A 15,566-nucleotide genomic window follows, 5' to 3' on the forward strand; every position below is an offset into this window, starting at 1 on the left:
GATTCTAAAAAATATAACCAAATTAAACTAAATATGAAAAAATTAATTAAAAATAAGAACTCTTATTTTAATGTTTTTGAATTTGATTTTAAGATGAAGTTTGCATTACTCGTTTTATGCATGACCATTGGTCAAATTCAAGCAAGTGAAATAAATATTACAGATTTTGATAATGAATTGAAACAGTCACAAGGTGTTCAAATATCGGGTGCCGTTACAGATAGTAATGGACAGCCTTTACCAGGAGCAAATATTATAGAAAAAGGAACAAAGAACGGTGCCCAATCAGATTTTGATGGTAAATTTTCTTTAAATGTAACGAACGCGAACTCAATATTAGTTGTATCGTATATAGGTTTTAAAACCCAAGAAGTTGCTTTAAACGGAAAAACCACCATTAATATAACCTTACAAGAAGATGCTGCTGCTTTAGATGAAGTTGTAGTAGTTGGTTACGGTACACAAAAAAGATCGGACATCACAGGTTCTGTTGTTTCAGTGCCAAAAGACAGATTAGAAAACCTACCTGTCACGAATGTGCTACAGGCCATTCAAGGAACGACGGCAGGGTTAAATATTGCTCAATCATCTTCTGTGCCTGGTAGTTCGGCATCTGTGCAAGTTAGAGGAATAAACTCTATAAATGCAGGTAACTCACCGTTAATCATTTTAGACGGTATCCCTTTCTTTGGTGTAACAAATGATATAAATACCAATGATGTTGAATCCATTGAAGTGCTTAAAGATGCTTCAGCGGTAGCTATTTATGGTACTAGAGGTAGTAATGGCGTTATTCTTATAACTACTAAAAGAGGAAAACAATCTGATGGCAAGCCAATAGTTAAATATAGTGGATATGCTGGCGTAGAAGCTATGGCAAACCCACTAACACCTATGGGACCAGATGCGTATGTACAAAAATATGCTGATTTTTTAACAGCAAATGGATTAAGCCAAACAGCGGTACTACCAAATGCCTCAGAGGTTGAAAATTATGACGCAGGTATTACAACAGATTGGTTAGGTGAAGCAACACGGTCTGGATTCATACAAGAACATAATATTAGTTTGTCTAACGCTTCAGAAAAGTCACAGTACTATATCTCCGCGGCCCACTTGGAACAAAATGGTGTCGTAAAAGGCTATAATTTTAAGAAGAATACGTTTAGATTCAATGCGGATTCAGAGGTTACTGATTGGTTAAAAATCGGAACCTCGGCATTTTTCTCTGAAAACAATTATAGTGGCGGCAGGGCTAATTTTTTAGAAGCTACCGCTATGAGTCCCTATTCTGTGCCAAAAGATGAAAATGGCGCATATATAATATATCCAATGAGTCCCGAATTATTATTTAGAAACCCACTATTGGGTTTAACGACAGACAGGGAAGATATTGCTAGAAACTTAACAGGAACAGGTTTCTTGGAGTTGGCACCAATTAAAGGGCTTACATATAGAATGAATGCTTCTTACACTTATAACTGGGGTAATTTTAAAAGTTATTCGGGTAGAGCTGCCGACGACCAAAGTGGTACTGGATTTGTTTCAAACAGTGAAACAGGTAACTGGGTTATAGAAAACATTCTTACCTATGCAAAAGATATCGATAAACATCATTTTGATGTAACAGCTCTATATGGTGCCCAAAAAGTTGATTATTTTCAATCTGAGTCTAGAGCTGTAGGTTTTGTAAACGATGGTTTATCGTATTATGATTTGGCATCAGGAACTACCCAATCTGTTAATTCACAAGGAAATGAATATACATTAGTTTCTCAAATGGGTAGAATTAATTACTCATACGACAGTCGCTATTTATTAACACTAACAGCAAGACGGGATGGCTACTCTGCCTTTGGTGCAAATACAGACAAAATTGGTGTTTTTCCATCAGTTGCGATAGGTTGGAACATAAAAAATGAAAGCTTTTTAGAAGATTCAAATTTTGTTAATGCCTTAAAAATCAGATTTTCACATGGTAAAACAGGAAACCAGGCGATAGATGTTAATCAAACCGCTACAACAGCAACTAGTGTTAGATTTCCTTTTAATGGAACAGTTTTAACAGGTGTTAGATACAATAATATTGGAAACCCTAATCTTAATTGGGAATCTACAACATCATCAAACATTGGTGTTGATTTTGGATTCCTTAAAAATAGAATTTCAGGGACAGTAGAAGTTTACCAATCAAAAACTGAAGATATATTATTAAGAAGAAACCTCCCTAATATTACGGGTTATGCTAATATTTGGAGCAACTTGGGGAGTATGGAAAATAAAGGTTTAGAGGTTACATTAAACACAGTTAATATAGATACTGAAGACTTCTCTTGGAAATCATCAATAAATTTTTCCACTTACAGAAATGAAATTTTGGATCTTTATGGAGATGGTCAGGACGATATAGGAAACAGATGGTTTATTGGTGAATCTTTACGTGTTTTTTACGATTATGAAAAGGAAGGTATTTGGCAAGAAGGTGAAGATATTGCTTCCGTAGACCCAGTTGCCCAACCAGGAGACATCAAGTTTAAAGATCAAAATGGAGATGGAAAAATAGATAATGAAGATAGAGTTATCTTAGGAAGAACAACGCCAGATTGGGTTGGTGGTTTTACCAATACATTCAGATATAAAAATTTCAACTTAAGTATATTTATCCAAACCTCTCAAGGCGGGTTAAAAAGCAATAGAGACCTTACCTACGCTGATGAGGCTGGAAGAAGAAATTTACCAGCGGATTTTAGATATTGGACTCCTGAAAACAAAGACAATTATTGGCCTTCATTGTCAGCTTATAAAAACTACAAGGGCTATGCCTTTCCAGAAGATTATAGCTATGTAAGAATTAAAGATGTCAGATTAAGTTATGTCTTTCCATCCTCTATTTTAGAAAAAATAGGCGTTAATGCCTTAACTATTTATGCCGCTGGTAGAAACCTACACACGTTTACAAAATGGTATGGATGGGATCCTGAAGTTACTTATTTTTCGAGAGGTTCTTCAGATAATTCTGGAGGAAGCTGGACAAATAATTACCCTACGACAAAAACGATTTCTTTAGGGTTAAATGTTACACTTTAATAAAAAATAAAATTCAAGTAAAATGAGAAAAAATATAAAATATATAATTGGTATTTATGTTTTGTTACTTGCAAACTATTCTTGCCAAAAGTCTTTTTTAGATGAGCAAGTATTAGATGCGCCAGCGCCAGAAACATTAAATGATGAATTGGGTTACGAGGCCGCAGCGGTAGGTTTGTATCACAATCTAAGTCAAGATTTTTATACCACAGACTGGGACCAAACCTTTCCAGGGATTTTTCAATTAGGAACCGATATTACATGGGCTCCTGCGGGTAGATCCAATGGAGCTGCTAGACCTTTTTTTGATTATTCACAATTAATATCCGATAATTTTGGCTCATGGAGAATATGGTCGAGTCTATACAGAATTGTAAATAATGCAAACACTATTATAGCAAATGCAGAATCTGGAAGCGCCATTGGGATGACTCAAGAACAGATTGATGCTTACAATGCAGAAGGACGCTTTTTTAGAGCTTATGCCTATAATATGTTAGCAACTTTATATGGAGGCGTTCCCTTGATTACAGAACCCATAGATGATGCCAAAACAGATTTTACCAGAGCCGCTTTAAGTGATGTGAATAATTTTATAGAGGCAGATTTGGTAATGGCTGTTGCTAATTTACCAGATACAGACCAAGCGGCATACCACGGAAGAGCCAATAAAAATATGGCGCGCCAGCTTTTGGCAGAAGTCTATTTACGTACTAATAAGCCTAATTTAGCAGAACAACAATGTACAGATATCATTACTAGTGGAAAATATTCACTAATAACGGATAGATACGGTGTTCGTGCAGGTGAGCCTGGAGACGCTTTTTCAGATATGTTCCTTTATGGAAATCAAAGAAGAAATCAAGGCAATACTGAAGCTATTTGGGTTTTAGAGCAAGAAAACCCTACAGATGTAACCGGTGGAAGCACTGGTAACTCCCAATTTAGAAGGGTTTGGGGCGGATCTTATCATGATTTACCGGGAATGGTACCAACAGATACATTAGGTGGAAGAGGATTGGCTAGGATTAGATTAAATAATTGGGTTGTATATGATCTTTATGATGATGAAGATATGCGTAATTCAAAATATTCAATCCATCGTAAGCACTATTTTAATAATCCGGATTCTAAATATGATGCCATTAGAGGAACAGAAGTACCGTATGGAGAAGATGCTGTATTTCCTTTGCCTGATGGTAGTGAGGTTAAAATTTTTGCAGCAGACACCATCTATAAATACGTGCCATATACACTAAAATGGGGTGCATTTGATAGCAGAAACGTTTTTGGTTATAACATGATTAAAGATTTTATCCTGATGCGTTTAGGGGAAACCTACTTGTTAAGAGCTGAAGCTAGATTAAAGCAAGATAATTTTGATGGTGCTGCAGACGACATAAATGTTCTAAGAGATAGAGCCAATGCCCCAACAGTAAGTGCAGGAGATATGACTTTAGACTTTATTTTAGATGAAAGAGCAAGAGAATTAATTGGTGAAGAAAATAGAAGAATGACATTAGTAAGGACAGGAACCCTTGTAGACCGAGCAAAAAGTTTAAATGGAACAGCGCCTTTAGCAGGAGGTAATATTGAAACCACGAATGGATTACAGGATTTTCACATGCTTTTACCTATTCCACAAAGTGAAATAGACCTTAATAAGGATGCCGTCTTAGAACAAAATCCAGGGTATTAAAAAAATTGAGTTTAGTTGTAATTAGTTTAGTTTTGAGAAGAAGATATAATGTCTTCTTCTCTTTTTTTAACTTAACATACGTGCCTGTTTTTGTTCAAAGTTCAAAGTTTGATGTACGTATGAAGTTTGTGATACACAATTCAATGATTACACGGTTAAACCGTTAAAAGTTACAAGGTGTGCTTATCAACCTGAACTAAGGTTTTGTAATGATATCGTTTTTTTATTTATACAACTATTTAAATACTTGTATATCAAATTATATTACATCGAACTCACGTTTAAAATAAACATTATGAATAACAAAACTGTAAAAAGAACTTTATCGCTTATTGGGTTTTTGTTTTTGATTACAAATAACACGTATTCCCAAAAAGAGGAATCATATAAAGATGCTCCTAAAGAGATACGTGACTTCTTTGTTTCTTCTTTAATTAGAATAAGTGATCCAGTTTTAACAGCATTGAGTGAAAATAAATTAAAAGAGCTGATGCCCGTAGAGAAATCACCTCACGCATGGGATGAACGCACACATGTGACTTATCTGGAAGCTTTTGGTAGAACGTTGGCTGGTATGGCGCCGTGGCTTGAATTGGGACCAGATGATACCGAGGAAGGAAAACTTAGGGAAAAATACATTCAATTGGCTTTAAAGGGCATTAAAAACGCTGTTGACCCTGAGGCTAAGGATTATATGAACTTTACCAAAGGTGGACAGCCTCTTGTTGATGCTGCATTTTTTGCAGAAGCATTAATCCGCGCCCCAAATCAATTATGGGCGCGATTGGATGCTTCCACCCAACAAAATGTTTTAAAAGAGCTTAAAAAAACACGGGACATTTCACCTTATTATATGAACTGGTTGCTTTTTAGCGCCACTATTGAGGCAGCATTGTTAAAATTTGAGGGAAAGGCAGATATCCTCCGCTTGGAATATGCACTCATTAAACATGATGAATGGTACCTCGGTGATGGAATGTATGGAGACGGTCCGGATTTTCACTGGGATTATTATAACAGTTACGTTATCCAGCCCATGATATTGGATATACTTTCGGTTTTAAAAGAAAAGAAAGAGTTGTTAAAACATTGGGTAAATAAAGACAAATTTATAAATGAGAGCCATGTCTTTTTAGAGCGGGCACAACGTTATGCTGAGGTTCAAGAGCGTTTGATATCCCCCGAAGGAACTTTTCCACCCATAGGGCGTTCGTTGGCCTATAGGTGTGGGGCATTTCAGCTGCTTTCACAAATCGCTTTAATGCAGCAATTACCAGATAATATGAACCCAACCCAAGTACGTTCGGCATTATATACGCTCATTAAAAAACAGATGGACGTTCCTGGGACTTTTGATGAAAACGGATGGCTCACTATTGGTTTTTACGGACGTCAAAAAGACATTGCCGAAGGCTATATTTCTACCGGAAGCCTGTATTTATGTACTGCAGCTTTTTTGGTATTGGGACTTCCGGAGCAAACCCCTTTTTGGGCAGCCCCGGCTAGTGACTGGACGCAAAAAAGTATATGGGAAGGGGGCAAGGCACCCATAGATCATGCCTATTCTCCAAATCAGCATCAAAAAGAAGAAGACTGGGAAACTATAATAGAAGCTGATTCTTTTGATGATATGAAAAGGTTTAAAGCTAATTGGAACTATTTTTATCCTTGGGGAACAGACCATAATGGGTCGGCGAGGATGTACAAATCACAAATTAGACTTGAAAATAATTCACTGCATTTAAAAGCATCGCCTGTAGCAAAAGGAGAAGGAAAAAGTACATCGCCACCACATCTTGCTATTAAATACCACTCTGGCGCTGTACATGCAAAACACCAAATAAAAGTATCTAAAGAATACCCTGAATATATGATCTCAGGTGAATTTAAAGCCCCAACGGAACAAGGTACATGGCCGGCATTTTGGTTGACGGCGGTCGATGGTTGGCCACCAGAAAGTGATATTCTGGAATTTAAAGGCGATGCCGTAAACTGGCAAAATACCTTTATAACCCCAAAGAATGTAACCACGATAAAAAGAACCATTCAGGATGCCCTAGAAAATTGGCATACGTATGCGGTTAAATTAAAGTACATTGATGCAGAACATGCCTCCATCACTTATTACATTGATGGTGAGCAAACCGGGGTTCACTATACAAATTTTACGAACAAGCCTTTATGGCTTATCATCAACTTGCAAATGGAAGGTTCTTCAGGAGACATGGGACCTCATACAGGAACATCCTATTTTGCAAAAAATGTGACAGTAAAGAGAAAACCAATGAATGCAGGTGATAAATAAGCCGCATTTTCTAACGGAAAAAGTGGCTTATCCCAATTTTGATAAAGCTTTATGAAGCAAACAGGAGACCCAATATGTTTTTTACAAAGTATTATACAGGTTGACGGCGAAGGTTTGCTTAAGAGAAAACGCAACCATATATTATTCAAATTACAATTTGCCTAAAAAGCGATAAATACTTAACGATGCAAAAACTAATAATTATATTTCTTTCAATTTTTATTTTTATTGCCTGTAAACAGGAGGGAAAACAAAAAAAAGATCCATTGCTTGTGGATATTGATTCCACATTACAAAGAGCAGTAAAACAATACGAATTTTTAAACAATCAACTATCTGAAGGTGTTTATCCCAAAACATATCATGCCGAAACCGATTCCCTTGAAACAAGTAATTCAGGTTGGTGGTGTAGCGGGTTTTATCCGGGGATGTTATTATACCTGTATAAAGCAGCAGATGCTCCCCAACTAAAGAAAATAGCGGAAGAAGTTCTACAAGATTTAAAAAAGGAGCAATTCAATACTTCCACACACGATCTCGGATTTATGATGTATTGCAGTTTTGGTAAAGCACAACAATTGTTCCCCAAACAGGCATACGAAGAAGTACTTATGAATAGTGCAAAATCACTAGCCACAAGATATAATGATACGGTAAAGGGCATACGCTCTTGGGACAACGCACCATGGAATAAAGGCGAAGGAGATGATGTGGTAGTTATTATTGATAACATGGTGAACTTAGAATTGCTTTTTTGGGCCACCCAGCATAGTGGGGACAGTACATATTATAATATAGCTGTAAATCATGCAGATAAAACAATGAAGCATCATTTTAGGGATGATTACAGTTCTTACCATGAGGTTATTTATGATGGAAATACAGGAGATGTAAAAGCAAAGATTACCAACCAAGGAGCGGCAAATGAATCTTCGTGGGCACGTGGTCAGGCATGGGGATTATACGGATATATTGTGACGTACAGGGAAACCAAAGCCCTTAAATATCTTGAACAGGCTAATCATATTGCCCATTATCTTTTAGATCATCCTAACCTTCCAGAAGATCATATCCCTTATTGGGATTTCAATGCTCCGGATATTCCGAATGCCTTAAGGGATTCTTCGGCAGCTGCTATAATAGCTTCGGCTTTACTGGAATTGAGTACCTATGTAGAAGAAGAAAAACAAGCAAAATATAATGATGCTGCCAAAACAATATTAAAAACCCTCTTAACTCCTGAATATATAGCCGAAAAAGGCACTAATGGCGGATTTTTATTAAAACACGGAGTAGGTAATATGCCCAACGGTACTGAAATTGATACACCGCTGACTTACGGGGATTATTATTTAACCGAAGCTATGGTTCGCTATGAAAAAATGAACAACTAATTTAAAAAATACAGATTTTAAACCTATGAAGTCGATTGCAACACGAAAAGGCAGTACCAAAGGATAGAACTTGGACAGTCACATATTGTATCAGTTTAATTTCAAAATAAAAAGAATGAATTTAATTAACCAAACCCCAGAGGTTTCAAAAACCTGTAGATTTTTTATAAGAGCTATTAAAAATGCAGCTTTCATTTTATTGCTAACCATTTTAAATCCGTTATATACAAACGCTCAAGACGATTTGATCATCAATACCCAGGGAAGAAAAACCGTTTCGCTAAACGGAACATGGCATTATATTATTGACCCATACGAAACGGGATTTTATGATTATCGTTTAAGGGAGCGAAGGAAAAATGATGGAGGTGCCTATTGGAATAAATTTGTACCAAAGAAGAAAACCGATTGGACAGAACACGGGTATCAGGCGCCCTACAACATACAGGTTCCCGGGGATTGGAATTCGCAAGATCCGCAATTTTTGTACTATGAAGGTACTGTGTGGTACCAACGTAATTTTGATACACCCGATGTAACTTCCGGGGAAGATGTATACCTCTACTTTGGTGCGGTAAACTACGAAGCCCATGTATATTTGAACGGAAAAAAACTAGGCATGCACAAAGGAGGTTTCACCCCTTTTAATTTTAAGATTCCAGCAGCGTTGTTAAAGGATAAAGACAATTTTTTGGTAGTCCGGGTAAATAACGAACGCCATCAGGAAGAAATTCCGACCGTTAATACCGACTGGTGGAATTACGGAGGTATTACCCGTGATGTAAAACTGGTTGTGGTTCCACAAGAGTTCATTCAGCAATACCATATTCAGTTAGCTCAGGATCAGGACATCATAAAATCCCAACAATTAAAAAAATATGATATTAAAGGCTGGGTCAAACTGAATGAAGCCGTTACCGATGCAGAGGTTAGCATAGAAATTCCAGAGCTGAAAGTAAAAAGACAATACAAGGTAACTGGCGACTCCCTTAAATTTGAATTTGATGTAAAAAAAATCAGCCTTTGGTCTACTGATAATCCAAAATTGTATGATATAACCCTAAAACTTAACGGTAATCCCATATCAGATAAGATAGGTTTTAGAAAAATAGAAGTAGATGGAGAACAAATAAAGCTGAATGGTAAACAGATTTTCCTGAGAGGAATTTGCATCCACGAAGAGATTCCGCAGGAGGTAAGAAGGGCTCATAGTAAAAAAGATGCTGCGCAGTTGTTTGGTCAAGTAAAAGAATTACATGCCAATATGGTGCGCTTGGCCCATTATCCGCATAACGAATATATGCCACGTATGGCAGATTCATTAGGAATTCTGGTATGGACAGAGATTCCTGTGTACTGGACTATAGATTTTGGGAATCCTGAGGTATTGAAAAAAGCACAAAAACAATTAAAGGAAATGATTGTCCGCGACCGAAACAGGGCTTCGGTAATCATTTGGTCGGTAGGAAACGAGACCCCAGTCAGTGAAACCCGTACCCAGTTTATGAGCACTTTGGTAAAAGATGCTAAAAAACTGGATCCCACCCGTTTGGTATCGGCAGCATTGGAAGTAGGATATAATGAAGGGAAAAACTACGTAGATGACCCTTTAGGGGAATATACCGATATAGTCTCTCTAAATGAGTATCTTGGTTGGTACGGAGGTTTGCCAGATGCCTGTAAAACGGCCCAATGGGAAACAAAATATAACAAGCCTTTCTTTATCAGCGAAACGGGTGCCGGAGCCAAGGGAGGCTTCCATGATGAAAAGGAAATGCGATTTAGTGAAGAATACCAGAAATGGTTTTATGAAGAACAGATAGCCATGTTCAAAGAGCGTTTCCCTGATAATTTTAGTGGCGTATCCCCATGGATACTTGCCGATTTCCGTTCTCCCAGAAGAAACAACCCCGATTATCAAGAAGGGTGGAACCGTAAAGGCTTAATAGACAATAAAGGAAATAAAAAACTGGCCTTTTATGTCCTTCAACAGTATTATAAAGAGCTGAAAGAAAAGGCTGGGCATTAGAATATTTCAACAAATAAAAAACTTTAAACTAACGTGAGATCGATATAGAACGATATGCAAATTATTGATTGTTATATGATTAAAGAATAGTATTTCTGTCACCTCGAGCGCAGTCGAGAGGTTTTTAGACTTTGATGCCTTTAAATGAGGTCTCGACTTTAGTTTATCTTGAGCGAAGACGAAAGGCTCGACCAGACAGTGTTAATGCAAATAATTGATTATCAGACAAGAATAAATCGAACTCACGTTAAACTAGATGAAGGAGCATTCAATTCTAAATTGAGTTAAGTACATACATGCAAAAAATAGTGAAAGTGAACCGCTGAAAATGGAAATCATCATGCATTTAAAACGTGTTCCAGCCCAAGCCACATATAGGCTTAGCAATGATTTTGTTACGCTCAGTTTTATCCAGTCAAGGTGGTTTATTTCTGTGGATCTGTATATGATTGGTCAATACACAGTACAATACAAAAGTACAGCATCAGTCTAAAAATAGTGTCCGCTATTATGAAATTGTTTATAATAATTATCGGTTTTTTTGATGGATGTCGTTTTATTAGTTGCCATATAATTACTCATGTATTGTTGAATTAATGTCAACAACCCTTTTAGTCAGATTTTCTGCCATAGCAATACGAATAGGATAATTGTTAACAAGAAACCGGTTAGGGAAGCAGTGATAAAACTGCTTCCCTTGAACGGAGTATATTATATATTTCATTCATAACTCCCGGTTTCTAACTAATTAACCGCCATTTAATTTTAATATATCAATATCTGGGCGGTTTATAAGCAAGCTGGTCCAATAATCCACTTCTTGTTCACTCCAATCAGGAAAGCGAACGTGCAGCAATTCGTGTACAATATCATCTTCCTGCAAGGGCCTTGTATGGTAGATAATGCCTAATAGATTTGTAAAATCGATCGCAATCCCTACAAATTCATGGCCAGGCATATCGCCTTTTAAATCATCCATAACTTGCATCTCATCAATTGGTTCGCATAGAATATTCCAATAATGAATGTGCAATAATGATTGCCACTTTTCAAGCAGTTTCGAGACTTGAATACTGATTTTGCTACATACGGTGTTACTACTTGAGCCGTTCACTTTGTTCTTTGGATAAAACTCTCCAGCATTCGTGGGGACCATTAGGGGATTTTGTAACTGCAAAATAGCGGTTGCTTTTTTCTCGTACATCATATTCATTCGATTCAAACTTTGATTTACTTTTTACGTCATAAAAACTTAATGTTTCTTTCATGATTTTAGATATTATGATCGATTGGAACGAGCGTATTCACCCATTCTACACGATCTGTTTTAGAAAATAATTAAAAATGATTGTGCAACCCAAGGCTCAACTGCAATCAACAGGGTTAAATAGCAGAAAGCCACTCTAAATTATCGAGCGGGAAAAGGGATGCAAAAAATAAAAAAAAGGTTAGCAAGGGGGCGCCCTACCAAGGACAGAGTTAGAAAAATAGAGAGGTATAAAGGACTTGTACTCTAATGAAAAGTCTTTAGAAACTAGTATGGGAACAATGGTATGCTGATAGGGCCTGACCGCGGTATAATGATATTGTCTTGGGGTCAGAAACTTGCAGGATTTACAGGCATCGTGTACATTGGTTAAGTGTGATTTATGCCCACATATATGCTCTTTGGATTGACCATGATAAATACTGATGTGGCAAGGGTCGCTTTCTATATTAACATCAGTTCTATCACAATGTGGATATAGTTCATGATGATGGAAAAGATTGATTGGAATAAGTGTTGCAAAAAAGTAGAGCAGAAGAAGGTAAGAAACTATATGTCGATAAGTCTTATTCACAAAGTAAAGATAACTTACTTTTTTTAAATACAACACACATTTGTAATGATTTAATCAATTAGGAAATAATTGTGAGTCTTGTATTGTTGAAAACATCAAAAAAATGCATTTCAACAGATTTAATATGGCAATTGAGATAGGGATAGCAATAAAAATAGTCGCATCCAACGGGTTAAAAATATTTTTTATTATATTTGTGTGATATTTGTACTACAAAAAATTATATGGGGTATACACAAGACTATAGCAGACTGTTTTATTTTAACCCTTTTCCTAATTTGGTATATGATTTTGACACTTTTGAAATTCTAGATGTGAATCAGTCAGCAATAAACCATTATGGTTATAGTAGTGAAGAATTTTTGTCTCTAAAAATCACTGATCTAAGCATAAAAGAAGAAAGACTAAGGGTGAAGAAAGCCCATTTAAATATTTGCAATGAAGTTGGGAATATTGGTTTTGGAATTTTTACCCAACAGAAAAAAAATGGTGAAAATATAAGAATGGATACGAATGGTCACAAGATAGATTTTCAAGGCAGAAAGTGTATTATGGTAATTTGTCAAGATGTTACAATTAAAGAAGGGCAACTTTTAGAATTACAAAAATCAAACAAAAAACTAAAAGAAGCTTTCGAGGAGAAAATAGACATTATAGAAAGTATAGGTGATGCCTTTTTTACCATGGATAGTAACTTTATAGTGACTTATTGGAATAAAACCGCCGAAAAGCTTATTGGACTTAAGAGAGAGGCATTATTAGGCAAAAATTTATGGGATGTTTTTCCCGATGCAGTATCCTTGCCTTCGTATACCAATTACCATAAAGTAATGGAGACAGGAGAGCCCATCATGTTTGAAGACTTTTATGGTGTTTGGTTTGAGGTTAATGCCTATCCTTCAAATGATGGTATCAGTGTGTTTTTTAGGGATATTTCACATAGGAAAGAAGCAGACGAGCGCTTATTAAAAGCTTACGATGAAAAGAACCAGATTTTAGAAAGTATAGGGGATGCCTTTTTTGCTGTTGATAAAGATTGGACCATTACCTATTGGAATAAAGAAGCAGAAAATATACTTGGCAAGAAAAGGGATGCTATATTAGGCAAAAACTTATGGGAAGAGTATGCGGATGCGATAGATACCGATTTTTACAGACAATACCATAAAGCGGTGGCAACAGGTAAAACGGTATCATTTGAGGAACACTATCCAACATTGAACAAATGGTTTGAGGTGTCTGCCTACCCAAGTTTTAAAGGCTTGTCTGTTTATTTCAGAGATATAACCTTAAGAAAGGAAACAGATATACGGATATTACAGGCCAATGAGCGTTTTGAAAAAGTAACCCAGGCCGCCACAGATGCTATTTGGGACTGGGACATTGAAAATGATACACTTTATCGCGGAGTCGGCTTTGATAAACTATTTGGACATGAAGTAAGTAAAAAACTAAAAGGAGCCGAGTTTTGGGAAGAAAAATTCCACCCAGAGGATCTTCCCGAACTAAAAGCAGGTCTCAATGAGTGTTTGCAGGATCCTTTAAAGGAATATTGGCGGCAGGAATACCGAATTATTCAAAAGAATGGCGAAGAAAAAACGGTTATAGATAAAGGCGTCATTATTAGAAATCAGGATGGAAAAGCCATTCGAATGGTTGGTGCGATTACTGATATTACTCACCGTGTTATATATGAAAAGGAAATGCTCAAATTGAATAAAATTCTAAAGAAGCATGTCAAGGAACTTGAAATGTCCAATGAAGAATTGGAACAATTTGCTTTCATTGCTTCCCATGATTTACAGGAACCTTTGCGGATGATTTCGAGTTTTTTAAATCAAATAGAGCGAAAGTATGGGCATCAATTAGATGAAAAAGCCCAACAATATATACATTTCGCTACCGATGGGGCTAAACGGATGAAACAAATCATACTGGATTTGCTTGAATATTCTAGGGCAGGTAAACTTTTTGATCCTATCGAGACTATTAATTTAAGCCAACTTATCGATGATTATCGTGCCTTAAGGAGGAGATTAATTAAAGAAAAAAAAGCATCGATAATTGTTGATGTGCTTCCAGAGGTTAAATGTTTTAAGGTACCTCTTATACAAACGCTCCATTGCTTACTTGACAATGCTATTAAATATGTAAAGGAAACAGAGCATCCAATAATAAGAATTTCGGCTTTGGAAACAGAATCCTATTGGCAGATAACCATAGAAGATAATGGGATAGGCATCGATTCACAGTTTTTTGATAAAATATTTATTATCTTTCAGAGATTGCATAATCGAGATAAATACGGAGGTACTGGTATTGGGTTGTCTATAGCCAAAAAACATGTCGAATCTTGGGGAGGAAAGATTTGGGTGGAATCGGAATTGGGAAATGGTAGTAAGTTTTGTTTTACAATTGATAAAAACATAGAGGCATAATATGAAACACCTATGAGGAAAATATTAGCAAACGCACATGATTATCTAAAGTGTTCCAAGCCCGTGTTGAGGATTAGCGAGATGCAAAATATATTTTTCAGCGCAGGTAGCAAGTGAAGTTTGTAGAAGCATGACCATTGAAAAACAATAAATATAAACACATGAAACATCCATGGAAACAGATTTGACACATAAAGGAAAGATTATTAGGATGTTCCAAGCCTGTGCTGAGCATTAGCGAGATGTAAAATATATTTTGCAGCGAAGGTAGCAAGTGAAGCTTGTCGAAGCATGACCATTGAAAAATAATAAATATAAATACATGAAAGAAGTCCATATATTATTGGTTGAAGACAATGAAGGCGATATTGTTCTCACTCTAGATGCTTTTGAAGAAAGCAAAATAAAAACGCGCATAAGTGTTGTGAAAAATGGCGCTGATGCTCTCGATTTCTTATTTAAAAGAGGAGATTATATGGAGGAAGACCGTCCCGATTTAATCCTACTTGATATAAATATCCCCGTTTACAATGGGCATGATGTGCTTAAAAAAATCAAGGGAGATTCCTCGTTAAGAACGATACCTGTTATAATGCTTACAACGTCTGCTAGTCAAAATGATATAAATAAAGCCTACGAAAACTATAGTAATAGTTATGTGACCAAACCGATTGACATGAACGATTTTTTAAAAGCCATTTTAAAAATAGAGCAATTTTGGTTACAACTTTCCAAACTAGCTAAGTAAATCTGTGCGTATTTAAGTAAAACAC

8 protein-coding genes are annotated in these 15,566 nt (G+C 36.3%); 7 read left to right on the forward strand and 1 reads right to left on the reverse strand.

Annotation, left to right across the window (positions count from 1 at the left end; genetic code table 11):
- Positions 1-33 precede the first annotated feature (33 nt).
- The 5 genes from CJ739_RS14840 to CJ739_RS14860 all read left to right on the forward strand — a co-directional run bounded on the left by CJ739_RS14840 (position 34) and on the right by CJ739_RS14860 (position 10,514).
- Positions 34-3,087: a SusC/RagA family TonB-linked outer membrane protein gene (locus tag CJ739_RS14840; protein ID WP_236951517.1), complete on the forward strand. Its 3,054-nt coding sequence runs from the start codon at positions 34-36 to the stop codon at positions 3,085-3,087.
- A gap of 22 nt (positions 3,088-3,109) precedes the next feature.
- Positions 3,110-4,786 (forward strand): RagB/SusD family nutrient uptake outer membrane protein, encoded by a 1,677-nt coding sequence (locus tag CJ739_RS14845; protein WP_117176690.1) that lies wholly within the window; start codon positions 3,110-3,112, stop codon positions 4,784-4,786.
- Positions 4,787-5,081: 295 nt separating this feature from the next.
- Positions 5,082-7,091, forward strand: a complete 2,010-nt coding sequence (locus CJ739_RS14850; protein ID WP_117176692.1) for a DUF2264 domain-containing protein — start codon at positions 5,082-5,084, stop codon at positions 7,089-7,091.
- A 185-nt stretch (positions 7,092-7,276) separates the two neighbouring features.
- Positions 7,277-8,485 (forward strand): glycoside hydrolase family 88 protein, encoded by a 1,209-nt coding sequence (locus CJ739_RS14855; protein WP_117176695.1) that lies wholly within the window; start codon positions 7,277-7,279, stop codon positions 8,483-8,485.
- 115 nt (positions 8,486-8,600) lie between these two features.
- Positions 8,601-10,514, forward strand: coding sequence for a glycoside hydrolase family 2 protein (locus CJ739_RS14860; protein WP_117176697.1), 1,914 nt, complete (start codon positions 8,601-8,603; stop codon positions 10,512-10,514).
- A 748-nt stretch (positions 10,515-11,262) separates the two neighbouring features.
- On the opposite strand, the gene CJ739_RS14865 is transcribed toward CJ739_RS14860, so the two are convergent.
- Positions 11,263-11,670: a hypothetical protein gene (locus tag CJ739_RS14865; protein WP_162880229.1), complete on the reverse strand. Its 408-nt coding sequence runs from the start codon at positions 11,668-11,670 to the stop codon at positions 11,263-11,265.
- Between the two features lie 909 nt (positions 11,671-12,579).
- Between CJ739_RS14865 and CJ739_RS14870 the strand changes: the two genes are divergently transcribed.
- Together CJ739_RS14870 and CJ739_RS14875 are read left to right on the forward strand one after the other, a co-directional pair.
- Positions 12,580-14,793: a PAS domain-containing sensor histidine kinase gene (locus CJ739_RS14870; RefSeq protein WP_117176701.1), complete on the forward strand. Its 2,214-nt coding sequence runs from the start codon at positions 12,580-12,582 to the stop codon at positions 14,791-14,793.
- Positions 14,794-15,115: 322 nt separating this feature from the next.
- Positions 15,116-15,541: a response regulator gene (locus CJ739_RS14875; protein WP_117176703.1), complete on the forward strand. Its 426-nt coding sequence runs from the start codon at positions 15,116-15,118 to the stop codon at positions 15,539-15,541.
- Positions 15,542-15,566: the final 25 nt, after the last annotated feature.

Origin of the sequence: Mariniflexile sp. TRM1-10 (genome assembly GCF_003425985.1) — a bacterium.
Lineage (GTDB): Bacteria > Bacteroidota > Bacteroidia > Flavobacteriales > Flavobacteriaceae > Mariniflexile.

What these genes read in the sequence shown, in the direction of transcription:
- CJ739_RS14840 (WP_236951517.1), top strand. Translation starts at nt 34, where the DNA reads ATGAAAAAATTAATTAAAAATAAGAACTCTTATTTTAATGTTTTTGAA.
- CJ739_RS14845 (WP_117176690.1), top strand. Translation starts at nt 3,110, where the DNA reads ATGAGAAAAAATATAAAATATATAATTGGTATTTATGTTTTGTTACTT.
- CJ739_RS14850 (WP_117176692.1), top strand. Translation starts at nt 5,082, where the DNA reads ATGAATAACAAAACTGTAAAAAGAACTTTATCGCTTATTGGGTTTTTG.
- CJ739_RS14855 (WP_117176695.1), top strand. Translation starts at nt 7,277, where the DNA reads ATGCAAAAACTAATAATTATATTTCTTTCAATTTTTATTTTTATTGCC.
- CJ739_RS14860 (WP_117176697.1), top strand. Translation starts at nt 8,601, where the DNA reads ATGAATTTAATTAACCAAACCCCAGAGGTTTCAAAAACCTGTAGATTT.
- CJ739_RS14865 (WP_162880229.1), bottom strand. Translation starts at nt 11,670, where the DNA reads ATGGTCCCCACGAATGCTGGAGAGTTTTATCCAAAGAACAAAGTGAAC.
- CJ739_RS14870 (WP_117176701.1), top strand. Translation starts at nt 12,580, where the DNA reads ATGGGGTATACACAAGACTATAGCAGACTGTTTTATTTTAACCCTTTT.
- CJ739_RS14875 (WP_117176703.1), top strand. Translation starts at nt 15,116, where the DNA reads ATGAAAGAAGTCCATATATTATTGGTTGAAGACAATGAAGGCGATATT.